The sequence below is a fragment of the Arthrobacter sp. MYb23 genome (genome assembly GCF_002979775.1).
Lineage (GTDB): Bacteria > Actinomycetota > Actinomycetes > Actinomycetales > Micrococcaceae > Arthrobacter.
In genome coordinates, this window is the sequence record NZ_PCPR01000004.1 from 111,368 (window position 1) to 137,828 (window position 26,461).

The following is a 26,461-nucleotide window of genomic DNA, read 5'->3' on the forward strand; positions in this document are numbered from 1 at the left end:
TTGCCTTTCAGGCGATGGCTAGGCGCTTTGGCGCGTGTAGTCGCGGGGTACCACGATCATGGGAACAGGCAGGGCACGCAGGATCCGGTTGGCGGTGCTGCCCAGGAAGGTGGCCCGATGCTGGGCCAGGCGGCTGGAGCCGATCAGCAGGATTTCGCCGTCTTCCCAGTCGAGTCGGTCAACAGCTTCTTCGATGGTGCGGCCCTGCGCGACCACGATCTCCGGTTCCGGCACGTCGGCGGCGTCAGAACCGGCGGCGTCGGAACCGGCGGCGTAGCCGGAGTCGGCGGAGGCAGCGGGACTATCCACCCGAGCGGAACTCCCGACGGCGGCAAGCCGGTCGGCGGCATGCACCCAAGCGGCGTCGGCCAAGCCAGGCGAGTTACCGCCGTCGAGCGCCAACAGGGAGACGAGCCGCAGAGGAAGGCCACGGTCGCGCGCAGACTCAACGGCGACGTCGAGCAGTTCATCAGCTCCCGGGCGCGTCCCGAAACCGCAGCTCAAGCGCGTGATCGGCTCGGTGCGGTGGTAGCCGTGGGGCGCCAAAGCGACCGGAACGGGCGAGGAGTGGAGCAGCGAACTCGCAACGGACCCGATGGTGAACCGCTTGAGAAGGCCGCTGTTGGTGGCACCGATCACCAGTGCTGCAGCGTCGAATTCAACGGCAGCATCGATCAGGGTCTGCGCCTCTGAATCGCCGCGGCGGATGTGCGCGCGGGCGCTGACGTCGTCCGGAACCAAATCCAGGCCCTCGTCCAGCCAACGCTGTGCCTGCTCGTTGAGGATGTCGTTGTAGCCGGCCTCGGGCGGGTAGACGGCGTTGAACGGGGAGTCCTCCGGGATCACCAGGACCAGGTCCAGGCTGACATCGTGGTTCCGGGCCAGCGCGACGGCAAGGTGAACGGCGTCGTGCCCCCTCGCGTTGGCGGTGTAGCCCACTACGTAACGCATGGCGGTCCCTTCCTGTGGTGCTGCTTAAACAGTGGAGCCGGCAGGCCGGGAATGATGCTCCCCCCAGCCTGCCGGTTTGGTGCTGATCGCGTTAGGCGACGGGTACAGCAGTCAGCTTGTTGGCCTCAACAATGCGGGCGGCGGTTGCCTGGCCCATGCGGACCGCGCCATCCACGTGCTGGTATCCCTCGGCGGCGAGGTCGGACGAGGACCAGTAGATCGGTCCAACATTCGCGTGCTGATCCTTGCCGTAGCGGTGCAGGCCGCCGAGGTCGTAGCTGGAAGCGTACGCGCCGCGGGTCCATTCCTCGGAGCCCCAGTCGGACTCGTAGTAGACCTCGGGCGTGAGCGCCTTGTCGCCCAGGAATCCGGCGATCGACTCCAGGATGGCCTTCTTGCGGTCTTCGGCGCTGAGCTCGAAGACGGCGTCGGCCTTTTCGTCGGACACGAAGCCCACCAGGGTGCCGCGGGAATCACCGTGGTTGGTGTTGTCGTAGACCTCCTGGACCAGCGCGCCGGCGCTGAAGCCCGTGCCGGAGAGTCCTTCTTCGCGCCAGAACGGCGTTTCGTAGACGGCGTGAACCTTGATGACCAGGCCCAGGGACTGGTGCTGGTGCATCTGGTGCTGGCGGCGCGGCAGCGGGGGGTCGAACGAGACGCGGGAGTACAGGTTGGGCGGCACGGCCATGATCACGAAGCGGGCGTTGACAGTTGCCTGCTCGGACACGACGGTCACGCCGTTCTCGTCCCACTTGATGGTGCGCACCGGACTGTTGAGTACGACGTCGTCGCCCAGCTCTGCTGCCTGCAGCAGCGAAACCTGCTGCATGCCGCCGATGACGCGCTTGTCCAGGATGAAGTCTTCGTCCGTCAGGTGGCTGAAGGATCCAGCGGAAGCGGCCATGAGGACGGCCTGCAGTGCGGAGAACGCGTGTGCGGGCTTGGTCAGCATGCCACCGGCGATGAAGAGGCCAATGTTGTTGCAGGCTTCCTCGTCGCTGGAGTTCTGGCGGAGCCAGTGGTGGAAGGAGATGGTGTCCAGCTCGCGCGCCTTGGGGTGTGCCCAGGGTTCGGTGGGGCCGATTTCGGCGGCAAGCTCATCCAGGATGGCTACGAGCTTGTCCATCTCGACCTTGGTGGTTTCGTTCACCGGGAACGTGTCGCCGGTGTACTGGGTGCGGGTGCCGTCAGCGCCGATGTACACGGATTCGCCGTCGCGGTAGCGCGAGTACATTTTCAGTCCGAGCTCGTCCAGCAGCTCCATGAGGACTGTCTGGTCCGGGGAAACCCATTGGCCGCCGATCTCCAGCATGGCGCCGTCGATGGTGTCGGTCCAGGTGCGGCCACCCACGCGGTCGCGTGCCTCGAGCACTGCAACGCTGAGTCCGGCCTTCTTCAATTCGCGTGCCGCCGTCAACCCTGACGGCCCGGCACCGACGATCACAACGTCGCGATCAAGATTCTGCATGATGTCCTCTCCGTGGCCGTCCGTGGTGGCTGACCAGTAAATGAATGGCGTTCATTTATGTCTATACTAGCGTTGGAGTCGGCCCCTGTGAAGGCCCGATGGAATAATGCTGGGGACACAGGCAGCAGAAAGGCCTCCGATGCCCGCACCAACGCCCGCTCCTTCCGCCCTCCCGACCGGCCCGCCCGCCGCAGCTGGGGCCAGGCGCCGCGCCGGTCGACCGACGGCTGCGATCCTGGATCAGGACGGCATTACGACGGCGGCGCTTGAGTTGATCAGCAGCAAGGGTTACGACGGACTCACCATGGCCGCCCTGGCACGCTCCCTCGGCGTCGCGCCTTCAGCTCTTTACAACCATGTGGCCTCCAAAGATGACGTCCTGCTGTTGGTGGAGGACCACTTGGCAGCGATGGTGGATGTAACTGCATTCGGGGTGGAGCCGTGGGATGCCGCTGTGCGCCGCTGGGCCTGGTCCTACCGCGACGTTTTCTCGGAGCATACGCCGCTCATCCCCGTCATTGCAGTACTTCCGGTGGCAAATGCGCCCAAGACTTTGGCGATGTATGAGGCCGTGACGGCAGGCTTCCGCGACGCCGGGTTCCCGGAAGAGAAAATCATCTCCGCGATCGTGGCACTGGAGGCTTTTGTCTTCGGGGCCGCTTACGACGTCACCGCGCCTGAGGACATCTTCGACGCCGGCAGCCTCGCCGAGCAGGTCCCCAACTTCACCGCCGCTGTGGACAGGTTGGCTCTTGAGAATCATCCGCGGCCGACGGACGTTGCTTTCAGCTTGGGGCTTGAGGCGCTGATTACGGGGTTCGGGGCGCTGCGGGGCTAGGTTGAGCGTGACGAAGAGTTGAGCTCAGCGTGACGCACAGTTGCCTTGGATAGGAAGGCAAAGCCGTCCAACAGCCTCAGGGCGCTGCGGTGTTCCGAATATTTGCTCGCTTCTCCGCCATGGTTTCGTCGGCAAGAGTCTTTAACGACAAATGGCTATTCGCAGATCACAGTTTGCTTGAGCCAAACTTCACTTGCCGGGGACTGGGTGCCCGCACATAGCTTGCCATGGCTATCGCTACTTAACCGAACTTAAGAGCTCACTGGATTGGCTACCGAAAAAGGTAACCAATCCAGCGCAGTTTGGAACGCATTATGCCCAAAGAGCTTCTAAGCTAGCGATTGAATCCGCCAACAGTTACCCCTGACGGGCCGCCCATTCCGCCAAGAACCCCGATGATGCGGAAAAGCTCCGACCCTGGCGAAGCCTGAAATGTCCTATTCAGGCTATAGGTCTTACATGTACCCGAAGCCATGACCTCATAGTCATATTCGAGAAGTACAGTTCCTTGGATGGCGATCTGGGGCTTGAAGTAGGTCCACCCCTCCCCGGTCATGCTGTAGCAGACTCGAAATGTGGTGACATTGACGGAATTTTGCTGATGATTATTGAACTCGGGACTGTAACTAATCGCGATATTCTTCCCGACCACGGGATCGTTGATAGTTGTGTACGCCAATACCGATGGACTAGAACCCACGCTGACGCTTGTAGCTGCCGCCGCGTTGGCTGGCATGGCTCCAACAGCAAGCAGGAGCGTCGAAACCATGGCCAGTAATATAGTTCGATAGCTCCATTTTGACATTTTTGTCATGATAATTACCCCCAAGTCATCACGCTAATAGAAGTTTGAAACTATACGACGGTCAATCAGGTTTTTCAACCTTGCCAATTTTGTCCTACCGTAACCCTGAGTAGCCTGTACCCCCACCACGGGGCCCCCAAGCGACTAAAATTTAGGTCGAGATCGAGATCCAATCCAGATGAGTACCACCGCACAGTCAAAACACAACGCCAACAGCCTTGGCAGGGGGTTATGCCCAATGCTTCGCCAGGGAAGAGGCTCGCGCACCAGATGTCGGCGGTCGTCTCACAACTCTCAACTCTTGTAGTACAAGTTCAAAACTTGTATCCTACGTGGCAGGCAAGGATGCCGCACCCACTAGGAGAACCATGAGCACCGTAGATCTGATTCGCCACGTCAAGCTGTCCACGGCACGTTTGCCCCTCACCGTACCCATCAGCGACGCGAAGGTCTTCACCGGCCGGCAGAAGCCCATGACCGAAGTGGTGTTCCTGTTCGCGGAGATCACCACGGAACAGGGCCACAGCGGCCTCGGCTTCAGCTACTCCAAGCGCGCCGGCGGCCCCGCACAGTATGCCCACGCCAAAGAGGTCGCAGAGGGCATCATCGGCGAGGACCCCAACGACATCGGCAAGATCTACACCAAGCTCCTCTGGGCGGGCGCCTCTGTGGGCCGTTCAGGGGTGGCCACGCAGGCTCTGGCGGCCATCGACATTGCGCTCTACGACCTCAAAGCCAAGCGCGCCGGACTCCCCCTGGCCAAGTTGCTGGGCTCCTACCGCGATTCGGTGCAGACCTACAACACCTCCGGCGGCTTCCTCAACGCCACGCTGGACGAGGTCAAGGAACGCGCCACGCAATCCATCAACGATGGCATCGGTGGCATCAAGATCAAGGTTGGCCTGCCCGACTCCAAGGAGGACCTGCGCCGCGTGGCCGGAGTCCGCGAGCACATCGGCTGGGACGTCCCGCTCATGGTGGACGCCAACCAGCAATGGGACCGGGCCACCGCGCTGCGCATGGGCCGCCAGCTGGAGGAATTCAACCTCATCTGGATCGAAGAGCCGCTGGACGCCTACGACTTCGAGGGTCACGCCCATCTGGCCCAGGTCCTGGACACACCCATCGCCACAGGTGAAATGCTCGCATCCGTTGCAGAACACAAGGGCCTCATCAACGCCAACAGCTGCGACATCATCCAGCCCGACGCACCCCGCGTTGGCGGCATCACCCAGTTCCTGCGCCTCGCGGCGTTGGCGGATGAACGCGGACTCGGGCTGGCACCCCACTTCGCCATGGAAATCCACCTCCACTTGGCCGCAGCGTACCCGCGCGAGCCGTGGGTGGAGCACTTCGACTGGCTGGACCCGCTGTTCGAGGAGCGCCTCGAAACCAAAAACGGCCGCATGATCGTTCCAGACCGTCCCGGACTGGGCGTCACCCTCAGCGGGCAGGCCCGCGCCTGGACCACCGAATCCGTGGAGTTCGGCGCGTAATCTTGAACCCATGAGCCGAAACCTGACCGCGGATCTCGCCGCCGATCTTCGCACCCGAATCGTGGACGGCGTCATCCAGCCAGGTGAGAAGCTCCCCAGCGAAAACACCCTCATCAGTGAGTTCGGGGTGAGCCGGACCGTGGTCCGTTCTGCCCTGACGCACTTGCAGGCCGAGGGACTGGTTGAAACCGAACGCGGGCGGGGCAGCTTCGCGCTGACTCCGCCCGCGGACGGCCCCTCTCCCACGCCCGGATCGCGGGCTGTGTCCAGCATGGAAGACCGCCTGCAGATGCTCGACTTCCGCATCGGCGTCGAGACCGAAGCTGCAGCGTTGGCCGCGCGGAACCATACGGAGCGCCAACTTAAAGCCGCGCACGGCGCCTTGGAGCAGTTCATTGCGAGCTCCGGGCACCCGGCCCACTCCATGAAGGCTGACTTCGAATTCCACCGGGCCATTGCAGCCGCCACCGGCAATCCCTTTTATATGGACTGCATCTCCGCCCTGGGCCAAACCATGATCACCATGCCCCGCCCACGCCTCGTGTCAGGTGATGAGCAGGATTCCCGCCGCCGCTTCGAACAAGTCGTCCACGAGCACTCCTCTATATACGGAGCAATTTCGGAGGGCGACCCCTTGGCTGCCGCAGCCGCCATGCGTCTGCACCTAAGCAATTCACGACGCCGGTTCACGGGTTCTGCGCGCAGCTAATCCCCCGCACGCCCACCCAACTAGGTAGCAGTTGGGGTCGTTCCCAGCGCTCAGAACGGCCTCAACTGCGACCTACTTGGGCCGGCCGAGCGGGCAGCGACATGTGACGTCGCGGCGCTTTTTACTGGGACACAATTCGTCTTTCAGCGACCCAATTTAACGAAATGGGAATCCCCGCGACGTCCCATTGAGAACTATTGATCGACATTTCAAGAAACTGGCGAGTAAATTCCGAGTCCCGCTAACTTTTGAAGAACCCGTCATTTTGTGACCGGGAAATCCATCAAAAGCCTTTGGGTGCTTCACGCAGGAATGCCTTGTCATGCACCCGGACAGAGAGACGCCGGCATGACAACACAGCAACTCACCGAAGACCACACCTCAATCCAGACATATGTCCAGGAACTCCGGCACCAGGTTGATGGCATCGAGGTTCTTGAACCCGGCACCGGGACCACCCGCTACAGCCACGACGCAGCCACCGCCAAAACCGCAGCCGCAAGCGGAAACCCGGGCCCCGCCGTCGTGCTTCCCCTCTCAGCAACGGAAGTTCAGACGGCGGTAAGACTCGCAGCGGAACTCGGTCTTACCGTTGTCCCCCGCGGAGCCGGGACGGGCTTGTCGGGCGGCGCCACCGCGCAACAAGACCAAGTGGTCATTTCCACCGAAAAGCTGACCAACGTCATCGAAGTGTCGCCCCTGGATGAAGTGGCGGTTGTGGAACCAGGCGTCATCAATGCCGACTTGAATAATCATCTTGAGTCATTTGGTCTTTTCTATGCACCTGACCCGGCGAGCTTCGATATCTCCTCAATTGGCGGAAACATCGCCACGAATGCGGGCGGTCTTCGTTGCGCCAAATATGGTGTGACCCGCGAGTCCATCCTTTCACTGGACGTCGTTCTCCCGGACGGCAGCCTCATCACTGTGGGCCACCGCTCCATCAAGGGCGTCACGGGACTGGATCTGACCTCGCTGTTTGTAGGTTCGGAAGGCATCCTCGGCATCGTCACCAGGGCAACGGTCCGTCTCCGCCCCATCCCCGTGGCCCGCAAGACTGTCAGCGCGTTCTTCAATAGCACCGCGGAGGGCACGGACGGGCTGGCAGCCATCACCTTGTCACCGGTCCGCCCGGCCGCGATCGAGTTCTTCGACACCCCCAGCCTCGCCAACATCGACGCACACTCCGGGACCAGCCTGCGGGAAAGGGGTGCCGCACTGATTCTCATCGAGATCGACGGTTACGGCATCGGCGACCAGGCAGCGGACCTCGCCACAGCGCTCAGCGCGGTTGGCGGCCGCGTCACCGTGGAGTCCGACGACGACGCCGTGCGGCTGTGGGAACTGCGCCGCAGTGGCCGCGGCCTCCCGCAGGACAAGTGGTACATCGGCGAGGACATCGCCGTTCCCAAGTCCCAACTGCCCAAGGTCTACGCCGCTTTCCCTGCCCTGGAAGCGCGCTTCGGTGTGGACATCTCGGCGCTATCGCACGCGGGCGACGGGAACCTTCACCCGCTCATCACCAAGGACAAAACGCCCGACGACGGCGCGAACCCGCCTGCCTCCCTCCTGGAAGCTGCCACTGAACTGGTGAAGGTGGCGCTTTCGCTCGGCGGCACGGTTACCGGCGAGCACGGTGTGGGAACCATCAAGCGCGAATGGGCCGCATTGGAACTCTCGGAGCGCAGCCGCGAGGTGCAGCACGCCATCAAAGCGGCAATCGACCCCCAGCAGACCCTCAATCCCGGCAAGGCCATCTAAGCGCCCTGCCAGCAGCAACCCCCAACGCAATCCCCCAACGCATCAGGAGCAAACTCAGTGAACACCTTTAATACCTCCGAATTCCGCAGGCGGGCCTTCCTTGCAGGCCTCGGCGCACTGTCCACCTCCGCCTTGGTCACCGCGTGCGGCGGCACAACAGCCAGCACCGGCGCGGGTTCCACAACTCCGGTGGACGGCGGCAGCATCACTTTCCTGATCCAGGGCTACGACACGGGCTGGGTGTCCAGCAAGACGTCCATCTCCAGCTACGAGGGCAACCTCTGGGGCCAGATCACGGACAAGCTGGTGTACGTCAATGAAAAGGGTGAGTTGAGCCCGTGGGTTGCTGAGAGCTGGGAAGAACTCAACGGCGCCAAGGACTTCGTGATCCACGTGAAGAAGGGCGTGACCTTCTCTGACGGAACACCGCTGGATGCAGCGGCCGTGGTCGCCAACCTCACCGCCTGGGCCAAGGGCGATTCCACGCGTGGCGTCAGCAAGGTGGGCCTCTTCCCGTCCAGCAACTTCGTGTCAGCTGAGGCCTCCGATGCGGAAACCGTGAAGGTGTCCTTCTCCTCTCCCGCATTGGGCTTCATCGCCACGCTGGCCTACCACGGCTGCATCCTGCTCTCCCCGAAGACCCTGGCCCTGCCGGTGGAAGCCCAGGCCGACCTCAGCCAGGAAATCGGCAGCGGCCCATTTGTGGTCAAGTCCTGGAAGCAAGGCGACAGCTACGTCCTGGAGAAGCGCAAAGACTACAACTGGGGTCCCGCAGCGCTCGGCCACACCGGTCCCGCCCGCCTGGACACCATCACGTACAAGGTCATCAAGGACACCTCGGTCCGGACCTCCACAGTGGTTTCCGGCCAGGCCGATGTTGCGTTCAACGTTGAGCCGCAGGAAATCGAATCGCTCAAGGCACAGGGCTTCACGGTGGGTACGCCGCGTTACCTGGGCTTCGTGGACGGATTCCAGGTCAACACGCAGGCCTTCCCCACCAACGATCCCGCCGTACGCAAGGCTATCCAGCACGGCATTGACCGCGACGAGATCCTTAAGACCGTCTACACCAGCGACTGGAACGCGGCCACCACGTTCATCCAAGGCAACGTCCCGGAAGCAGGCGAGTTCAGCGACTCCTTCACGTTCGACGCCGACAAAGCCAACAAGCTTCTGGACGACGCCGGCTGGGCTTCCGGATCGGATGGCTACCGCACCAAGGACGGCAAGACCCTCGAGTTCACCCTCACACCCAACCCCTATGTCCCGTCCACCAAGGCCGAAGACGAGCTCATCGCCCAGCAGCTCAAGAAGGTGGGCATCAAGGTCAACCTCAAGGTTGTGGATGTAGCCGGCTACGCGGCTGTCCAGGCCAGCAAGCCGCCGCTGTTCCAGACTTCACGCAGCTTCGTCGACGTCGGTACGGTGGCCGGAGTCCTGACAAGCCAGAACAAGGGCGAGGACTGGTTCGGGCTTGGAACCAGCGATCAGAAGCTCAACGACCTCTCCACTGCGATCGCCACGGCTTCGGACCGGGCATCCCGCGAGAAGGTCGCCGACGAGCTCCAGCAGTACGTCCTGGAGCAGGGCTACTTTATCCCTCTTAACCAGCTCGTCCAGCGCCTCTACCTGATCAGCCCGAAGATCAAGGATGTCCAGTACAACGGCCTGGCCTACGCCAACTTCTACACCGCTTGGATCTCGCAGTGACCAGCGATTACAAGCGCTTTGCGTTGACCCGCGCGGGTCAGGCGGTCGTCGTCGTTCTTCTGGCCTATGTCCTCACGTTCCTGGTGATCAGCGTCCTCCCCGGTGACGCCATCACCAACACCCTCCGGGACCCGCAGCACGGACTGAGCGAGGAAGACATCCAGCGGATCGTGGCGTTCTACGGCTTGGACCAGCCCGTGATCGTGCAGCTGCTGCTCTCCCTCGGACGGTTCCTCACGGGAGAGCTGGGATTCTCGCTTCAGTCCAACCTTCCGGTCTCCCAGATCGTGGGAGACGCGTTGCCTTCCACGCTCACTCTTGCCACCAGCGCGCTGCTTATCGCCATTGTTTTCGCAGTGGTCATCGCGTACGGCGCCCAGTATTTGCCGGGCAAGTGGGCAGCTATCGTCCGCTCCATTCCTTCGTTCTTCCTGTCGGTCCCCAACTTCGTGATCGGCCTGGTGCTGATCGAGTTCTTTGCCTTCCGGCTTCATTCCTTCACCACAACAGATCCCAACAGCCCGGTGGCAACGCTGTTCGCGGCCATCACTTTGGCCATTCCGGTCTCCGCGCCGCTGGCCGAGGTATTGATTGCGAGCTTGGACCATGAATCCCGGCAGGAGTACGCCTTGGTGGCCAGGTCCCGGGGTCTCTCCGAGGCCAAGCTCTTCGCCAAGCACTTGGTGAAGCCGTCAGCCCTTCCTTCCGTGGCCATGGTGGCTCTCATTGTGGGTGAGCTTCTGGGCGGGTCCGTTATTACCGAGACGATCTTCGGCCGTGACGGCATCGGCACCGTTGTCCAGAAAGCAGTGACGGGAGAAGACCAACCGGTGCTACAAGCCGTGGTGTCCCTCTCAGCCGTGGTCTTCGTGGCCGTCAACCTCGTGGCCGACCTCGCGTCGCCGTTGCTCGATCCGCGCGTCAAACTCAGGGAGAAGGTGGGCGCATGACTGCCACACTTGGCTACACCCAACTGCGCAATGTTGGAACAGCATCCAAAAAGCTCACCGCGGGACTGCCTCCGGTCACCGTGATCCTGTCCTTCGCCGTGGTGCTGCTGGTCATCCTGTGGTCACTTGTCCCGGGTTTCTTTACATCGTTCAGCCCGGTCACGGGCGACACCGCGAGCAAGCTGGCCGCGCCGAGTGCCGCACATTGGTTCGGCACGGACTACCTCGGACGCGACCAGTACGCACGCGTGGTGTACGGCACCGCATCCTCGGTCACCAGCGCCTTGGTGGCAGTGCTCATCGGGTTGGTGGTGGGCAGCATCATCGGGCTCGCCAGTGGATTCCGCGGCGGCTGGCTGGACTCAGTCCTTGGCCGGTTCGTTGACGTTCTCCTCGCCATCCCCGGATTCCTGCTGGCCGTGGTCATCGTCAGTTCGCTGGGTTTCCAAACCATCAACGCCGCCATCGCCACCGGAGTGTCCGCTGTCGCAGTCTTTGCCCGGTTGATGCGCGCGGAGGTGATGCGCGTCCGCAGCGCCACCTACGTGGAGGCGTCCTATCTGGAGGGCGGGAACCGGCTCCACGCGTTGATCGGCCACATCCTTCCCAACGCCTACAGATCCGTACTGGTACTGGCAGTGCTCCAGTTCGGCACGTCCATCCTGATCATCGCCTCGCTGGCCTTCCTTGGCTACGGAGATCCGCCCCCGGCCTCCGACTGGGGACTCCTGGTGGCCTCGGGCAAAACCTACGTGACTGCGCCGTGGCTCGTGTACGCGCCGGCGCTGGTCATCGTGGTCACCGTACTGTCCGTCAACCGCATCAGCCGCTGGCTGCGAAAGGCGAAATGACATGACCCTGAACACCAAGGACCGCAACATGTCCGCAGACCTATTAACAGTGCAAGGCTTGTCCATCGCCTACGGTCCCACCGCCGTGGTCCATGACGTCTCCTTTTCGGTAGCCAAGGGCGAGAGCCTGGCGCTCATCGGAGAGTCGGGATCGGGCAAGTCCACCATCGCCAAGGCCATTCTCCGGTTGCTTCCCCACGGAGAAGCGACGGCCACGGGGCGTGTCGCGCTCAACGGACAGGATGTCCTGGCGTTGCCCGAGAAGCATTTCCGTCCCCTCCGAGGCCGGGAATTGGGCTTCATCCCCCAGGACCCTGCCTCGGCGTTGAACCCCGTACGGACCATCGGCGCGCAAGCTCATGAGGCTGCCGCCTTGCTCGGCGAAACAGACCCAACGGTTCGCCGCGCGAAAATCCTGGACGTACTGGAGCAAGTGGGCCTTCCGGACCCTGCCCGGGTTTACGATTCCTACCCGCACCAACTCTCCGGCGGAATGCTCCAGCGAGTGCTGATTGCGCTTACGGTGTTGCCTCGTCCGGCACTGATCGTGGCTGACGAACCCACCTCTGCGTTGGACGTGACGGTTCAGAAGCTCATCCTGGACATGCTGACCGAGCTCCGCCGCGAGCTGGACATCAGCCTGCTCCTCATCACGCACGACCTCGCGATCGCCGCCGAGCGCGCAGATTCCCTGGTTGTGTTGAAGGACGGCTCGGTGCAGGAGAGTGGACCGTCCTTCGAAGTGTTCGCTTCGCCTACCACCGACTACGCGCGGAGCCTTCAGGCCGACGTCCCGGCGCTGCACCCGGACCGGTACAGGAACCAGCGCAGCACCCTTAGGGAAGCGCACGACGGCGGCTCCCGCACTGAGGCTGTTTCCTCACCGTCACCGGGACCCCAGATCGATGTCCAGGGTGTGACCAAGCGCTTCTCGGCCGGCGGAAAGGACGTCCTTGCATGCGACGGCGTGTCCTTCTCTGTGGACCGTGGGCGGACGCACGCGCTCGTTGGCGAGTCCGGATCCGGCAAGACCACCGCGGTCCGGCTGCTGTTGGGTCTTGAACAGCCGGACGGTGGGGACATTAAGGTAGCCGGCCAATCGACGTCGGGCCGTTCCAGGGCCGACGTCCGCGAGATCCGCCGCCACCTCCAACTGGTTTACCAGAACCCGTTCACGTCCCTCGACCCCACTTGGCGGGTGGGCAGGATTGTCCGCGAACCACTGGACCAATTCGGCGTGGGCACCAAGGCAGAGCGTGCCCAGCGGGTTCGCGAGGCTTTGGAAGCTGTAGGCCTGCCATCCGAGGTGGCCTCGAGACGGCCTGCGCACCTCTCCGGCGGCCAGCGCCAACGGGTGGCGATCGCCAGGGCACTGGTGGTGAGGCCCGACGTCGTGGTTTTGGATGAACCCACCTCAGCCCTGGACGTGAGCGTTCAAGCGGGGATCCTTGAGCTGCTGTCCAAACTGCAACGCGAGCTGGGCCTGACGTATTTGTTCGTCTCGCACGATCTTGCCCTGGTGCGGCAGGTAGCTGACTCCGTATCCGTCCTGCGGCGCGGCCTAGTGGTGGAGGACGGTCCTGTGGAGGAGATCTTTCACCGACCGCAGCATCCCTATACCCGTGCCCTCCTCGAGGCGATTCCACTGGCATCCGTGCCTGCCGAGCCGACAGCCGGCAAACAACTAGCGAAGGCAACAGCATGACCGTGAATCTGATATCCACCCGTCGGCCCGCACTCATCGAGGCCTTTACCGCCCCCAAGGGCTTTGGGGACCAGACGCTGCGTGATCGTCGGGCAGATGCCATCGAGCTTCTTGGTGGCATTCCGGATCCCAGCGTCCTCCCCACCGAGGAATTGGCTGCCGCCACAGCACGTGTGCTGGCCAAGCCCGGCGTCCCTGCGCTCCAATACTCACGGACAGAGGGTATTTCGCCGCTGCGGGAGTGGATCGCAGAACGCGAAGGCGTCTCCGTTGACCGGATCCTCATCACGAACGGCGGCTTCCATGGACTTTCCTTGGCCATCCAGTCCGTGGTGGAACGCGGCGACCTGGTGGCCGTGGACAATCCGATCTTCCCGCTGTTCCTTCGGGGTCTCCAGCTCTCTGACGCGCGGACCTTGCCGGTATTGGTAGGCCCGCAGGGTCTCGACGTCGATCATCTCGCGGACCAGCTCAGGGGCGGCGCCCGCCCATCCGCCTTATATACAGTGCCGGACTTCCACAACCCATCCCAAGGCACACTGTCCGGAGAGGCCCGGAAAGAGCTCGTACGGCTGGCGGAACACTACGGATTCGTGGTGCTGGCGGACAACCCGTACCGTGAGCTTCGCTTTGCCGGCGAGCAGGAGAGTGTGGAGGAATTCAACAACTCAGACCACGTCCTCCACATCAACACCTTCACCAAAACACTAGGGCCGGGGTTGCGCCTTGGTTGGACCGTGGCGCCGGTGCGGCTGGCGCGTGATCTGGTGGCATTGCGCAGCCGCCAGGATTCCCACAGCTCCACGCTGGTCCAAGCCATCATCGGGGAACTGGTCACGTCCGATCCCGGAATTTTCGACGCAACCCTGAACCGGGCCCGAGCCCTGTACCGGAACCGCGCTGAAACGCTGGTCGCCGCACTGCACCGGGAAGCTCCGGGAGCTTTTGAAACTGTCCTCCCGGACGGCGGGCTGTTCCTCTGGCCCAAACTGTCAGACGACACCGTAGACCCGGAGCAATTGGCCGCCGATGCCAGCGCAGAAGGCGTCGAGTACCAGCGGGGTTCGTTCTTCCCATCGGGGCCCGGAACGGACGCTCACCGACACCTGCGCCTGGCGTACGGCGACGTAGAGGCATCAAAGCTGGAGGAGGCGGCTGCGCGCCTGGGACGTGCGCTGAAGCGCCAAGTTCCGTAGCCCCACCCAACTAGGTAGCAGTTCAGGTCGTTCCCAGCGCTCAGAACGGCCTCAACTGCGACTTACTTGGGCGCGGGAAAACAAAAGAGCCCCGATCCTAAGATCGGGGCTCTTTCAATTGCGTGCGCGAGGGGGGATTTGAACCCCCACACCCTTTCGGATACTGGCACCTGAAGCCAGCGCGTCTGCCGTTCCGCCACTCGCGCGCAACTTCTTTTTCTGGACTTCCGCGGGTTTCCCAGCTTCGTTTCCTTCAAAAGCAGCGAGATCAAGCATAACGGACATCCGGAGCAAAACACCAATCGACCAGTGCGAAGGGCCGCCGAACACACCAGGACTGCCTCAACAACAGCTGAACCTCACGGAAATTTCATCCCCCGCCTCCCGCGCCACCATGGGCCGGAAACGAACTTTTCCGGGTCGCAAGGCGTTGTGGATTAAGGCCATTCCCAGTCAGTCCCAGTAGTATCGGGAAGTGGAAGGGCCGTCGGGCGCGTACTTCGCTGTGTTCGCGGACGGAGCAATGCACTGACTATCGGACCAGGCACAACGGGTGCCGCGGCAAGGAAAGGAGAAGGACCATGGGTTTGCTGGACAAAGTCGAGCGCGGCATTGAAAAGGCAGTACGCAACGTCTTCTCCACGGGGTCGCGGGCACGTGTTGAGCCAGTGGAGATTGCCAGCAAGCTGAGGCGCGAGTTGGACAATAAGTCCATCACCATCGCTGCCGGACGCACGCTGGCTCCGAATGTTTTTGATGTCCTGCTGAGTGACGAAGACTTTGCCCGGGCCCAGGAATGGGGAACACCGCTGGCCGAGGAACTGTGTGACGTTGTTATCCAACATGTCCGCAGCCAGGGTTATACGCTCCAAGGCGCTGTCCGCATTTCGTTCCGTCGCAACGACGAAGAGCGTGCCGGACATTTCGAGATCACTTCCCGGACAGAGAAATCGTCCGATGACGCTGCTGCTGCCCCTCAGGCACCCCGGTCCAATGTTCCGGCAGCACCGGCCCGCCAACCCACCCGCCTCCAGCCTGTGTTGGATATCGGCGGCCAGCGGTATTCCCTCAATGCCCGGTCCGTGGTGCTGGGCCGCTCGTCCGAAGCTGACATCCTGGTGGACGACACCGGAGTTTCACGGAAGCACCTTGAGGTCCGCACCGAGAATGGCAGCACGTGGGCCGTTGATATGGGCTCCACCAACGGCAGTTACGTTAACGGACATAAAGTGAACGGCAGCGTGGAGCTCACAGACGGCTCAACCATCACGATGGGACGTACCAAGATCATTTTCCGCCTCCTCCCCCAAACCCCGGGTGGCCACGCGTGAACGACATCAGCGAACTGACCATTACAGCGCTTCGCTTCGGATTCCTTCTTTTGTTGTGGGTCCTGATTTTCAGCATCGTGACCACTATGCGCCGCGACTTCCAGATAGGCCGCAAGGCTGTCACCGGCGTTCCCACGGCACGCGAAGTCCGCAAACATCCGGAACTCGCGGCCTCGCCGCCGCCTGCAATCCAGCATGCTCGCACCTTGGTGGTCACTGAGGGCCCTCTCAAGGGCACCACTGTTCCCTTGGCTGCCAGCCCCATCCTGCTGGGCCGCGCGCAGGAAGCCACGCTTGTCCTGGAGGACGACTACGCTTCCGGCCGGCACGCACGTCTGTTCCCGCAGGGCAGCCGCTGGTTCATCGAGGACCTGGGCTCCACCAACGGCACCTACCTGGCCGATCAACAGCTCACCCGCGCACTGCCGGTGGAGCTTGGCGTCCCCGTGAGAATCGGCAAGACGGTCATTGAATTGAGGCCGTAGTCCATGGCCTCCCCCGAGACCCCCAAAGGCCAGGAAAAGCCCGCGGAGCGCCCGCTCATCATGCGCTACGCCGCGCGTTCCGACGTCGGACGGATCCGCTCCAAGAATGACGACTCCGCATACGTGGGCCGTCATCTTGCCGTGGTGGCCGACGGCATGGGCGGTCACGCCGGCGGCGATGTCGCTTCCGCGTCAACTGTTCTGGACATGATCCATCTCGATCATGACGACTATCCGGAGGGCGCGGACACCGTTCTGGCTGACGAGATCCAGACCGCGAACTCCCTGCTATCCGAGCTTGTGCACCAAAATCCCAAGCTTTCCGGCATGGGCACCACCGTCACAGCCCTGCTTTTGGAGGGTCGCAAGCTCCACTTCGCCCACATTGGCGATTCCCGCGCTTACCGGCTGCGCAACAAGAAGTTTGAGCAGGTCAGCATTGACCACACGTTCGTGCAGCGGCTCATTGACGAGGGCCGGCTCCGTCCGGAAGAAGCCGAAACGCATCCGCACAAGAACGTCTTGATGCGGGTCCTCGGCGACGTCGATGCCAGCCCTGAGTTGGATCTGGACGTTCTGGATGTTGAACCCGGCGAACGCTGGCTGCTCTGCTCCGATGGACTCAACTACGTAGCCGGCCACGTCGTGGAGCGCATGGTCCGTGAGACCAAGGACCTGCGCGAATGTGCCGAAATCCTTATTGACCTGACGCTGGAAGCTGGCGCCCCGGACAACGTCACCGTGGTGATGTTGGAGATTGCGGAGGAGACCGACGACGACGTCAACACGGCCGCCGTCGACGTCGTTCCGGCAGCGGCGCTGGCCGCGCTTGACGAGCCAGAAGCAGTCACGGCCACCAAGTCCCCCGATGGCCCTTCCGCCACGAAGGCAGCAGAGGACAGCAAGTCCGAGTCCAGTGCGAGGGCGGCTCTGGAAGCAGATGCTGGATCCTCGTTCAGCGCGGGCGATCCGGACGATAAACAAGACGGCGCTGAAGGGGCATCCAACGGCGATTCCTCAGAACCTCCTGCCACCACTGACCCCCATCTGGGCGAGCATTTGTCCGCGGAAGTGCTGCGCGAGGAGTTGGCCAGCCGGCCACATGAGCTAGTTGGTGCCGCCGCGACTGCTGCCGAGACGGGCTCCATTCCTACCGTCGCCGGCCGCACTGTCGCACGGAGGGCAGCTACTGTCCTGACGCATAAAGCTGAGCAGGACCGTGTTGAGGCCGAAGAGCCGCCACGTCGTCGCGTGCGGTGGTTGATGCCTGCCGTCGCCGCCGTTGTTGTCTTAGGCGTGGTGGTGGGCCTGTGGCTTGGCTACGCCTGGACTCAGACGCGCTACTACGTGGGCGAATACGATCAGCGGGTCGCCATTTTCAACGGGATCTCGCAGAGACTCGGCCCCATTCAGCTTTCCCGGCTCGAAGCCGTAACCGACATCAGGGTGGATTCATTGCCGGAATACGGCCAACAGAGCGTACGCCAGACGGTACCGGCGGGCGATCTCGACAGTGCCCAAGGCATCGTGGAGAACCTGCGGAACACCGGCAGCGCCTCCGCAAACTGCCCGAGTCCCGCACCCTCGGCCACTGCAACAGGCTCGGCATCCCCCACACCTGCGCCTACCGCTACTGTGGCCATTCCCAGCACGGCTGCCGTTGCCAGCCCGACTCCTTCGCCCGTCCCGACTCCCTGTGAGGCGGCCAAATGATGCAGACTGAGATAGCCCCCAAGCCCCGCCGGAACGTTGAGCTGGTGCTCATTGTTCTTGCCCTCGCTGTGGGCATCGGCGCCAGCGCATTGGTGAGTATCAACTCGGAAGTCGGGTTGGACAGTGACTTCTGGTTCCAGTCCAGCCTCCTGGCTGTGGCTGCTTTCGCCTTCCACGTTGTTCTCAGGCTTCGGGCAAAGTATGCAGATCCGGTAATACTTCCCATTGTCGTTGCGCTCAATGGTCTCGGCCTGGCGTTGATTCACCGTATGGATGGACCCGGAGACGATACGGGCAACAACCAGCTCCGGTGGACCCTCATTGCCATGGCGGTCTCCATTGCCGTGATCTGGTTCCTCAAGGATCACCGGATCCTTCGCCGCTTCACGTACATCTCCCTGGCGGCCAGTGCTTTCCTGCTGCTTCTCCCGTTGATTCCCGGGATCTCGGCAGGTGAAATCCTTGGTGCGCGCGTTTGGATCCGCGTTGGACCCATGACGTTCCAGCCTGGTGAAATCGCCAAGATCACGCTTGCCATATTTTTTGCCGGGTATCTGTCCTCCAACCGCGATCTCATATTGTTGGCAGGCCGGAAGATCGGCCCCATGCAGTTCCCGCGGTTCAAAGACCTTGGCCCCATGATCACCGCCTGGCTGGTGAGCATTGGTGTGCTCGTCTTCCAGCGGGACCTGGGATCCTCCATTCTCTTCTTCGGCTTGTTCATCGTCATGATCTACGTGGCCACGAGCCGGATCTCGTGGGTAGTGATCGGCCTGCTGCTGATTCTGGGCGGCGGCTTCGTTGCGGCACAAATCTTCTCGCATGTGGCGTTCCGCATCGACAGCTGGATCAACGCATTCACCCCTGAAGTGTTCGGCAGGTCTCCCGGAGGCAGCGGGCAGATCGTAGAAGGCTTGTTCGGAATGGCCGACGGTGGCCTGGTGGGTACTGGCCTTGGTCAGGGCCGACCGGACCTGGTGCCCTTCGCCAACAGCGACATGATTGTGGCCCTCATCGGTGAAGAGCTCGGCCTGATCGGCCTCTTCGCAGTGGTGATGCTTTACCTGCTGCTCTTTACCCGCGGCTTCCGCGCAGCGCTGGGCACCCGCGATGCGTTCGGGAAGCTCCTGGCATGTGGCCTGTCCTTTGCCATTGCCCTCCAGTGCTTCGTAGTGATCGGTGGAGTTACCCGACTCATCCCGTTGACCGGGCTCACCACGCCGTTCCTTGCGGCCGGTGGTTCTTCGCTTCTGGCCAACTGGATAATCGTCGGCCTGCTGCTCATGATCTCCAATACGGCCCGCGGTCCAGTGGATACCACCCCCATGGTCAACAAACCTCCGGCAAGCAGCAGCACCCCGGGCACACGTAAACCGACCACAGGACAGACACCCAGTGCACCAACAGAGGCGGTGAAGCAACAATGAACCAGGCTATTCGCAGTAGTTGGATGGCTGCCGTCGCCATGTTCGCGTTGATCTTCGGCGCCATCAGCTACGTCCAGGTGATTGGTGCTGACGACCTCAATGCCAACCCCTGGAACCAGCGCGCTGTTTTGGCGTCCTTCTGCAACGAGCGCGGCTCGATCATTGTGGGTGGAAAGCCGGTGGCGGAGTCGGTTCCCGGCACTGAATCTTGCGCCTTCCAGCGGAAATACAACCAGCCGGAGCTTTATGCCGGCATCACGGGATACTTCTCCAAGTTCTTTGGTTCCACCGGCTTGGAACAGTCCATGGGAGAAACTCTGGCCGGAAACTCCGATCAGTTGTTCCTGGATCGCATGAGCCAGATGTTCCTCGGCAAAGAACCCAAGGGAGCGTCAGTGGAGTTGACCTTGGATCCTGCCATCCAGCAGTTGGCCATGGATCTGATTCCTGAAGGCCAGCGCGGTTCCATTGTGGTCACCAACCCCAAGACCGGCGCCATTCTCGCAATGGCTTCCAAGCCGACGTACGATCCCAACCTGATTGCCACGCATGACCGAACCACTGCGGAAGCCAACTACGCACAGCTGAACCAGGTTCCGGGCATCAACCTGAACCAAAACGTCAGCGGCCCCACCGGCAACCTGCTGTCCCCTGGCTCGGTCTTCAAACTCATTGATACCGCCGCAGCCCTGAACTCCGGCAAGTACAACAAGGACAGCGAGCTGCCGAACCCCAGCAGCCTTCCCTTGCCCGGAAGCAGTGCCAGCCTGCCCAACTACGCCGGCGGCAACTGCAACGTCCGCGAAACTGCGTCCTTCGCCTTCGCCCTTGAGCAGTCGTGTAATACCCCGTTTGCCAGCATCGCGCTTGACCTCGGCCAGGATGCCATCCGGGAACAGGCGCAGAAGTTCGGCTTCGGCCAGGACTTCGGTGACCGGCTCAAGCTGCAGCAGGCCGTCAGCGTCTTCCCGGAGGACCTGGACCAGGCTCAGTTGGCCCAGTCGTCTGTGGGTCAGCGCGACGTCAAGGCCACACCGCTCCAGATCAACATGATGACGGCTGCCATCGCAAACGGCGGGGTGCAGATGAAGCCGAACCTGATTGAGGCCGTCCGCGCGCCCGATCTGCGCGTCATCAACGAACCCAAGCCCGAGGCGCTCCGCACCAGCACCACGCAGCCCATCGCCAGTCAGATCACTGAGTGGATGACCAGTGCCGTGGACAATGGCATTGCCAAGGGTGCAGCCGTTCCCGGCGTCAAAGTTGCCGGCAAGACCGGTACGGCCGAGCTCGGCGATTCAGGTTTGAACAACTCATGGTTTACCGGGTTCGCCCCGGCAAACGACCCGCAAGTAGCCGTCACCATCGTCATGGAGAGTGTTGACGTGCTAACCGGGGCCCAGCTAACCAGTCCGAACGCAAAGAAGATTTTTGAGGCGGTGTTGAATAAGTGAGGCCTACTTCAGGAATCACACTCGGCGGCAGGTTCCAGCTGACCAGTCGCATTGCGATTGGCGGCATGGGCGAGGTCTGGAAGGCCAAGGACCAGATCCTTGGCCGGATCGTTGCCATCAAGGTGCTCAAGGAGGAATACACGGGTGACCCCGGCTTTCTCCAGCGCTTCCGTGCCGAGGCGCGCCACACCGCCCTTCTCAACCACGTGGGCATCGCCAACGTCTTCGATTACGGCGAGGAAGCCGGTTCGGCCTACTTGGTCATGGAACTCGTGCCCGGACACCCGCTGAGCGGCATCCTTGAGCGCGAGCAGGTGCTGTCCCCGGACATGACACTCTCCATCATTTCGCAGACAGCACGCGCCTTGGCCGTTGCTCACGCGCAAGGCCTGGTCCACCGCGACATCAAGCCGGGAAACCTGCTGATCACGCCAGACAACCGCGTCAAGGTGACGGACTTCGGCATCGCCCGGCTGGCAGATCAGGTTCCGCTCACGCAGACCGGCCAGGTGATGGGTACCGCCCAGTACTTGGCACCAGAGCAGGCCACCGGACAGACGGCCACGGGTTCCTCGGATATCTATTCCCTGGGTGTCATCGGTTACGAGTGCCTCACCGGGCACCGTCCGTTTACCGGCGAATCGCAGATCGCCATTGCCCTCGCCCAGGTCAACGACGCACCGCCGCCCCTTCCGGAGACGCTGCCCACCCCTGTGCGCGCCTTGTTGATGTCCATGCTGGCGAAGGATCCCAAGAACCGTCCGGCCAACGCCATCAAGCTGGCCGAAGCTGCCGAGGCCATCCGCAATGGCGACATCGCCACGGCGCACGCCGCCGTACCCGGCATGCTGTTGTTCGAATCCACTACCGGCCCCATCACTGCGCCGGTAGACACCGCAACGGCACCCACCGGCGTCGTCTCCTCGCCTTATGGCAAGGAGCAGTCGACGACGGCGACGTCCGCACTTCCGGTGCTGGGCGCCGGCGCTGCAGGAGCTGCTCTGGGAGCCGCTGCCGCGTCTTCTGATAACCCCTTGACGCGTGCGAATGCGCTGGAGGCTGAGCGGCAGCTCAACGACGACGAAGTGGTCTACACGGACGACGAGAACTTCGATGACGCTGAGCCGGAGCGCAAGAAGCGCAGCCCGTGGACGTGGCCCTTGGTTGCCCTGATCCTTCTGGTCTTGTTTGCCTTGGTTGGTTTCCTGATTTCCCAGTCGGGGTTCTTCTCGCCGACCCCCGCACCCAGTGAGTCCACCACCACCAGCACCAGCCGGAGTGCCAGCCCTACCTCTACCTCGGCTACTCCGACGCCCAGGCCTACGGAGACAAGCGAAGCGCCGCAGCCCGCTCAGTCGGAGCCCCAGAAGATCAACGTCATCCCGGAGCAGTACCAGGGCCAGCCTTTCCAGACGGTCAGTGGGCAGCTTCGCGCTTTGGGTCTCGGCGTGGACGGTAAGGAAGTCTTCGATGCAACGGCTCCTGCGGGAATCGTCATCAGCCTGAACCCCACAGGGCCCGTGGACCCGGGGCAAACCATCACCGTGACCTACTCCAAGGGTCCGGAACTGGTGGCTGTACCCGCCATCGCGCCTGGAGTGGACGAAGCCCAGGTCCGGCAAGCCATTGAAGGAGCCGGACTGCAGTGGGTGGCCGGAGAACCCGTCAACGGTGCAATTGGCCAGCAGCCCGGAACGTTCGTCCGGTCCTCACCTGCAGCCGGCACCCAGGTTGCCGCAGGTTCAACGGTCACTTACTTCCTGTCCAAGGCTCTGGTGCCGGTGGATCCCGGAACACCGACTTCCACGCCCAGCGGCTCCGGCAGCCCGAGAAACTAAGTAAGCCGCCATGTCAACGTCACGTCCAGGTCCTGCGCACCGAGAGGAGAGCACACCCGTGTCCTCCCAGCGCATCCTCAATTCCCGCTATGAACTTGGCGAGTTGATCGGTCGTGGCGGCATGGCGGACGTTTACCGAGGAACGGACACCCTGCTGGGGCGGACCATCGCCGTGAAGGTGCTTCGCGCCGACCTCGCCCGGGATCCCCAGTTCCAGGCACGGTTCAAACGTGAGGCCCAGGCTGTCGCGGCGTTGAACCACCCGTCCATCGTGGCCATCTTTGATACCGGGGAATACTCGGTTCCTGGAGGCCCCGGCGAAGACGTGCGTGTCCCGTACATCGTCATGGAGTACGTGGCAGGCCGCACCCTGCGCGACATGATCAAAGCCAACGAGCTTGGCGTTGAGGACTCCGTCGGCTTCACCTTGGGTGTCCTCGGCGCTCTCGAGTACAGCCACCGTGCGGGCATCGTCCACCGCGACATCAAACCCGCAAATGTGATGGTCTGTGCCGACACCGGCGATGTGAAGGTCATGGACTTCGGCATCGCGCGTGCCATGGCCGATTCTGCCGCCACCATGACCCAAACGCAGGCCGTGGTGGGCACCGCCCAGTACCTTTCGCCGGAGCAGGCCCGTGGCGAAACGGTGGATGCGCGCAGTGACCTCTACTCTGCCGGTTGCCTGCTGTTCGAGCTACTGACCAGCAGGCCTCCGTTCATTGGCGATAGCCCCGTATCGGTGGCCTATCAGCACGTCCGTGAGATCCCGGACCTTCCCAGCGCCCACAACCCGGAGGTATCCGAAGCACTGGATTCCGTCTTGGTTAAAGCCCTGCAGAAGAGCCGCACGGATCGCTTCCAGGACGCGGCAGCCTTCCGCCGTGCCCTGCGTGCAGCCAGCAACGGCATCCCCGTGGCTGCGGTGGCAGCCAGCGAGGCTCCCACAGACCCCAACGACCTCGTGGATCCTGAAGACCCGGCAACGGAGCTTTTGAGCACTACGGCCGTGGGCTTCCTCAATGCCGACCAGTTCAAAGACGAACCTGTTGATCCGCCCCAGGAAGAACCTCTTCCTTTGGGTCTCCCACCGGAACGTGAGCTGCCGGCGAGCCAGAAGTCCCGCCGTCGTGCCTGGGTTGCCACTTTGGTGATCTTCACAATCCTGGTACTGGCCGGCGGCGGTTTCTGGCTCTACAGCCTCATGAACATGCAACCGCCGCCCCCGGCGAAAATTGCCGTGCCGGTAGTTACCAACATGTCTGAATCGCAGGCCATCCAGGAACTGTATTCAGCCAAACTGAAGCCCAAATCAGTTCGTGAGCCCAGCGACACCGTGGCCAAGGACATGACAATCGGGACATCGCCGATTGCCGGCGCTCTGTTGGAACAAGATGCTGAAGTCATCCTGAAGATCTCTAGTGGCCCAAGCTCGGTGACCATCCCGGCGGACATCGTGGGGCGCACTGAACCGGACGCACGCGAGGCGTTGCGCAGGCTTGGCATCACCGGGGAAGTGGTGACCGCCCTGACCCACAGCCCCACTGTCCCCGCGGGAGTGGTGATCGGTACTGCTCCCGCACCGGGCGGCGCAATCGCTGTGGAAAGCAAGGTGGAACTGCAGGTTTCCACCGGCAAGGTCCTCATGCCGCAGCTGATCGCATTGCCGGTGACCGAAGCGGAAGCCGCGCTCAAGGCCAACGGCCTCACCATCGCGATCGTGGAGCAGGAAAACTCGCAGGTTGCAGCTGGGACAGTCACTGCTCAAAGCGACGCCTTCAACACTGAGGTGGCCCAGGGCAAGGTCGTCACTGTCACGGTGGCCAAGGCCCCGGCTCCACCGCCCACACCTACCCCGACGCCGACTCCCACGGAAACCGAGAAGCCGTCGCCGAAGCCTACGGCAACCAAAAAGTAGGGGGCTTGGGCTGTCGCTGCGGGCACCCGGAAGCGGGCGTCTAAGCGAGGAACGAGCGAGCCCGCGGAGGGTGTCAGCGGCGCCAGCCGCGCCTCACCTACTGTTTGATCAGGGGGCTCAGCTTTGAGGCGCGTTCGGCGGCACCGGTCATGCCGAGGGACTCCAGCCAGTTGCCCAGCATCTGATATCCGCCTTCAGTGAGCACCGATTCCGGGTGGAATTGGACGCCGCAGAGGGGTGCGGTCTTATGCTGCAGGCCCATCACCACTCCGTTGGTGGTCTCGGCGGTGATCTCCAGAACGTCCGGGATGGAGTCCCGAACCGCTGCCAGGGAGTGGTAGCGCGTTGCCGTGACGGGTGAGGGGAGACCGGCAAAGACACTCTTGCCTTCGTGCTGGACGGGCGACGTCTTGCCGTGCATGAGTTCCGGCGCGTGGGTCACCACTCCGCCATAGGCCTCGGCCAGGGCCTGATGTCCCAGGCAGACACCAAACATGGGCTTGGCGGCCTCGCCACACCATTTGATGAGCTCGATGCAGACGCCGGCTTCGGCTGGGGTGCCGGGGCCGGGGGATACCAGGACGCCGTCGCGGCTTGCTGCCAGCTCTATGGCCTCGGCAAGTGTCACGTCGTCGTTGCGGACAACCGTCGTCTCGGCGCCAAGTTCCTGGAGGTACCCCACCAGCGTGTAGACAAAGCTGTCGTAGTTATCCACTACAAGAATTTTTGTTGTGCTCATGGCTGTTGCACTAAACCAATCGTTGAGTCGGTCAGAGTGGTGAATTGGGAAAACCACGGGAAAAGGAACTCGACCATCAGCACCAGGGCTATACCCACCAGTACCAGGGTTGTCAGGATCCGCACCCACAAGGGTCCCGGAAGATGACGGAAGATCCACGCGTACATTCGTTACCCCTTTCCGTGTGCCCGGGCTACTTGGGCGGCAATTTCCGATGGCGGTCCCGCTGAGGCAGGTTGCCAACTATCCAGCATTGAGTACGCGATGATGCGTTCCTGTGCCCCGAACCGCGGGTTGCAACTCGTCATGGTGAGGATACTTTCCGTGGGCTGGACTCCCGCTTCGGTGGGAACGGGCATCAGGACGTCTGTTCGGTCAGGGAGCACGATCTGGTTATTTCGGAAGACGTAGGTGTAATAACCGTCTGCAGTCTGGATGTAGATCTTGTCCCCGGGAACCAGGGTGTGGATGTTGTCCAGTACAGCGCCGTGGGTTTGACGGTGGCCGGCCACGGCGAAGTTGCCCGGGGCGCCAGGCATGCTGGTGCTTCCGTAGTGGCCCAGTCCCAGCGTGTCCAGAACGTCCGAGCCGGTGCCTTCGATGATGGGCCGTGTGTAGTCCGGGCCGAAGCGGGGAATGTACATGATCCCGATCATCCCCGCGTAGGCGGGAGCCGGCGTCACCACGGGAGGCCCATAATCCACAGGGGCGGCAGGTGCAGCAGGGGTTACCGGGCCGGAGAATTCCTGCGCGAAGCTCTTGACGGCCTCGGTCTGCTTGGCGTCTGCTTCCACGTTGGTCCACCACAGCTCCCAGCCAACAAAGAGGAGCAGGACGATCCCTGCTGTAATGAGCAGTTCGCCCAGGATCTGGCTGATTTTGCGGATGACGTCAGAAGCCCGAAGTCGCTTGCGCGGGCGCAGTTCCTGCCCCTGGCGGGCGGACGGCATGGCTGAAGCCGCCGTCTGCTGCTGATGCGCCACAAGGTCTCCTTGCATAGGGCGCGGGCGGCACAGGCGGACCCCCGGTTGCGGCTAGACTTGACAGCTAGAACCAACCCGGAACGCCGTGTGGCCGTTAACCGCTGGAAATTTCCTTCCTGCAGGATATCAAGGC

21 protein-coding genes and 1 tRNA gene are annotated in these 26,461 nt (G+C 62.5%); 16 read left to right on the plus strand and 6 right to left on the minus strand.

All coding sequences use genetic code 11. The features are described from left to right. Nucleotides 1–18: 18 nt before the first annotated feature. Both CQ020_RS06955 and CQ020_RS06960 read right to left on the minus strand, forming a co-directional pair. Nucleotides 19–951: a universal stress protein gene (locus CQ020_RS06955; RefSeq protein WP_105691174.1), complete on the minus strand. Its 933-nt coding sequence runs from the start codon at nt 949–951 to the stop codon at nt 19–21. A gap of 91 nt (nt 952–1,042) precedes the next feature. Continuing rightward, entirely contained in the window at nt 1,043–2,461 is a 1,419-nt protein-coding gene (locus CQ020_RS06960; RefSeq protein ID WP_258141765.1) for an NAD(P)/FAD-dependent oxidoreductase, read from the minus strand. A gap of 64 nt (nt 2,462–2,525) precedes the next feature. Between CQ020_RS06960 and CQ020_RS06965 the strand changes: the two genes are divergently transcribed. Next, complete coding sequence (locus CQ020_RS06965; protein ID WP_105691176.1) at nt 2,526–3,257, plus strand: TetR/AcrR family transcriptional regulator; 732 nt, start codon at nt 2,526–2,528, stop codon at nt 3,255–3,257. 334 nt (nt 3,258–3,591) lie between these two features. Here CQ020_RS06965 and CQ020_RS06970 read toward each other — a convergent pair whose 3' ends face one another. Continuing rightward, nucleotides 3,592–4,086: a hypothetical protein gene (locus CQ020_RS06970; RefSeq protein WP_146116612.1), complete on the minus strand. Its 495-nt coding sequence runs from the start codon at nt 4,084–4,086 to the stop codon at nt 3,592–3,594. 344 nt (nt 4,087–4,430) lie between these two features. On the opposite strand from CQ020_RS06970, the gene CQ020_RS06975 reads away from it, so the two are divergent. From CQ020_RS06975 to CQ020_RS07010, 8 genes are all read left to right on the plus strand, one after another. Further along, complete coding sequence (locus CQ020_RS06975; protein ID WP_105691178.1) at nt 4,431–5,558, plus strand: mandelate racemase/muconate lactonizing enzyme family protein; 1,128 nt, start codon at nt 4,431–4,433, stop codon at nt 5,556–5,558. 10 nt (nt 5,559–5,568) lie between these two features. After that, nucleotides 5,569–6,267 carry a FadR/GntR family transcriptional regulator gene (locus CQ020_RS06980; protein WP_105568161.1) on the plus strand — a complete coding sequence of 233 codons (699 nt, stop codon included), beginning with the start codon at nt 5,569–5,571 and terminating at the stop codon, nt 6,265–6,267. 348 nt (nt 6,268–6,615) lie between these two features. Further along, entirely contained in the window at nt 6,616–8,028 is a 1,413-nt protein-coding gene (locus CQ020_RS06985; protein ID WP_105691179.1) for an FAD-binding oxidoreductase, read from the plus strand. A gap of 57 nt (nt 8,029–8,085) precedes the next feature. Further along, nucleotides 8,086–9,738 carry an ABC transporter substrate-binding protein gene (locus tag CQ020_RS06990; protein WP_105691180.1) on the plus strand — a complete coding sequence of 551 codons (1,653 nt, stop codon included), beginning with the start codon at nt 8,086–8,088 and terminating at the stop codon, nt 9,736–9,738. After that, complete coding sequence (locus CQ020_RS06995) at nt 9,735–10,688, plus strand: ABC transporter permease (protein ID WP_105691181.1); 954 nt, start codon at nt 9,735–9,737, stop codon at nt 10,686–10,688. Before CQ020_RS06990 ends, CQ020_RS06995 begins: the two co-directional genes overlap by 4 nt. Further along, nucleotides 10,685–11,539, plus strand: a complete 855-nt coding sequence (locus CQ020_RS07000; protein WP_105691182.1) for an ABC transporter permease — start codon at nt 10,685–10,687, stop codon at nt 11,537–11,539. Before CQ020_RS06995 ends, CQ020_RS07000 begins: the two co-directional genes overlap by 4 nt. Nucleotide 11,540: 1 nt before the next feature. Further along, nucleotides 11,541–13,244 (plus strand): ABC transporter ATP-binding protein, encoded by a 1,704-nt coding sequence (locus CQ020_RS07005; protein ID WP_105691183.1) that lies wholly within the window; start codon nt 11,541–11,543, stop codon nt 13,242–13,244. Next, complete coding sequence (locus tag CQ020_RS07010; RefSeq protein ID WP_105691184.1) at nt 13,241–14,440, plus strand: PLP-dependent aminotransferase family protein; 1,200 nt, start codon at nt 13,241–13,243, stop codon at nt 14,438–14,440. The genes CQ020_RS07005 and CQ020_RS07010 overlap by 4 nt, the downstream gene beginning before the upstream one ends. 123 nt (nt 14,441–14,563) lie before the next feature. On the opposite strand, the gene CQ020_RS07015 is transcribed toward CQ020_RS07010, so the two are convergent. Next, nucleotides 14,564–14,646: transfer RNA gene (locus CQ020_RS07015), tRNA-Leu, on the minus strand. Nucleotides 14,647–15,021: 375 nt separating this feature from the next. On the opposite strand from CQ020_RS07015, the gene CQ020_RS07020 reads away from it, so the two are divergent. Genes CQ020_RS07020 through pknB form a run of 7 tightly spaced genes read left to right on the plus strand, consistent with a single transcriptional unit; the run spans nt 15,022 to nt 24,606 of the window. Further along, nucleotides 15,022–15,771, plus strand: coding sequence for a DUF3662 and FHA domain-containing protein (locus CQ020_RS07020; RefSeq protein ID WP_105691185.1), 750 nt, complete (start codon nt 15,022–15,024; stop codon nt 15,769–15,771). Nucleotides 15,772–15,776: 5 nt separating this feature from the next. Then, entirely contained in the window at nt 15,777–16,256 is a 480-nt protein-coding gene (locus CQ020_RS07025; RefSeq protein ID WP_024818875.1) for an FHA domain-containing protein, read from the plus strand. Between the two features lie 3 nt (nt 16,257–16,259). Continuing rightward, nucleotides 16,260–17,969, plus strand: coding sequence for a PP2C family serine/threonine-protein phosphatase (locus CQ020_RS07030; protein ID WP_105691186.1), 1,710 nt, complete (start codon nt 16,260–16,262; stop codon nt 17,967–17,969). Further along, nucleotides 17,966–19,396, plus strand: a complete 1,431-nt coding sequence (locus tag CQ020_RS07035; protein ID WP_105691187.1) for an FtsW/RodA/SpoVE family cell cycle protein — start codon at nt 17,966–17,968, stop codon at nt 19,394–19,396. The genes CQ020_RS07030 and CQ020_RS07035 overlap by 4 nt, the downstream gene beginning before the upstream one ends. Beyond that, on the plus strand, nt 19,393–20,850 hold the full coding sequence (locus CQ020_RS07040; protein WP_105691188.1) for a penicillin-binding transpeptidase domain-containing protein: 1,458 nt from the start codon (nt 19,393–19,395) through the stop codon (nt 20,848–20,850). Before CQ020_RS07035 ends, CQ020_RS07040 begins: the two co-directional genes overlap by 4 nt. Next, entirely contained in the window at nt 20,847–22,688 is a 1,842-nt protein-coding gene (locus CQ020_RS07045; RefSeq protein ID WP_105691189.1) for a protein kinase, read from the plus strand. The genes CQ020_RS07040 and CQ020_RS07045 overlap by 4 nt, the downstream gene beginning before the upstream one ends. A gap of 10 nt (nt 22,689–22,698) precedes the next feature. Continuing rightward, nucleotides 22,699–24,606: a Stk1 family PASTA domain-containing Ser/Thr kinase gene (gene pknB / locus CQ020_RS07050; RefSeq protein ID WP_105691190.1), complete on the plus strand. Its 1,908-nt coding sequence runs from the start codon at nt 22,699–22,701 to the stop codon at nt 24,604–24,606. 97 nt (nt 24,607–24,703) lie between these two features. Here the strand turns inward: pknB and CQ020_RS07055 are convergent, their stop codons facing one another. Together CQ020_RS07055 and CQ020_RS07060 are read right to left on the minus strand one after the other, a co-directional pair. After that, complete coding sequence (locus tag CQ020_RS07055; protein ID WP_105691191.1) at nt 24,704–25,345, minus strand: aminodeoxychorismate/anthranilate synthase component II; 642 nt, start codon at nt 25,343–25,345, stop codon at nt 24,704–24,706. Nucleotides 25,346–25,515: 170 nt separating this feature from the next. Next, nucleotides 25,516–26,343, minus strand: a complete 828-nt coding sequence (locus CQ020_RS07060) for a class E sortase (RefSeq protein ID WP_105691192.1) — start codon at nt 26,341–26,343, stop codon at nt 25,516–25,518. Nucleotides 26,344–26,461: the final 118 nt, after the last annotated feature.

Bases quoted from the DNA above. Each gene is read 5' to 3' on its own strand.
- CQ020_RS07020 (WP_105691185.1), top strand. From the start codon at position 15,022: ATGGGTTTGCTGGACAAAGTCGAGCGCGGCATTGAAAAGGCAGTACGC.
- CQ020_RS06975 (WP_105691178.1), top strand. From the start codon at position 4,431: ATGAGCACCGTAGATCTGATTCGCCACGTCAAGCTGTCCACGGCACGT.
- CQ020_RS07005 (WP_105691183.1), top strand. From the start codon at position 11,541: ATGACCCTGAACACCAAGGACCGCAACATGTCCGCAGACCTATTAACA.
- CQ020_RS07010 (WP_105691184.1), top strand. From the start codon at position 13,241: ATGACCGTGAATCTGATATCCACCCGTCGGCCCGCACTCATCGAGGCC.
- CQ020_RS06985 (WP_105691179.1), top strand. From the start codon at position 6,616: ATGACAACACAGCAACTCACCGAAGACCACACCTCAATCCAGACATAT.
- CQ020_RS07060 (WP_105691192.1), bottom strand. From the start codon at position 26,343: ATGCAAGGAGACCTTGTGGCGCATCAGCAGCAGACGGCGGCTTCAGCC.
- CQ020_RS07040 (WP_105691188.1), top strand. From the start codon at position 19,393: ATGAACCAGGCTATTCGCAGTAGTTGGATGGCTGCCGTCGCCATGTTC.
- pknB (WP_105691190.1), top strand. From the start codon at position 22,699: ATGTCAACGTCACGTCCAGGTCCTGCGCACCGAGAGGAGAGCACACCC.
- CQ020_RS06980 (WP_105568161.1), top strand. From the start codon at position 5,569: ATGAGCCGAAACCTGACCGCGGATCTCGCCGCCGATCTTCGCACCCGA.
- CQ020_RS06965 (WP_105691176.1), top strand. From the start codon at position 2,526: ATGCTGGGGACACAGGCAGCAGAAAGGCCTCCGATGCCCGCACCAACG.
- CQ020_RS07000 (WP_105691182.1), top strand. From the start codon at position 10,685: ATGACTGCCACACTTGGCTACACCCAACTGCGCAATGTTGGAACAGCA.
- CQ020_RS06955 (WP_105691174.1), bottom strand. From the start codon at position 951: ATGCGTTACGTAGTGGGCTACACCGCCAACGCGAGGGGGCACGACGCC.
- CQ020_RS07035 (WP_105691187.1), top strand. From the start codon at position 17,966: ATGATGCAGACTGAGATAGCCCCCAAGCCCCGCCGGAACGTTGAGCTG.
- CQ020_RS07030 (WP_105691186.1), top strand. From the start codon at position 16,260: ATGGCCTCCCCCGAGACCCCCAAAGGCCAGGAAAAGCCCGCGGAGCGC.
- CQ020_RS07055 (WP_105691191.1), bottom strand. From the start codon at position 25,345: ATGAGCACAACAAAAATTCTTGTAGTGGATAACTACGACAGCTTTGTC.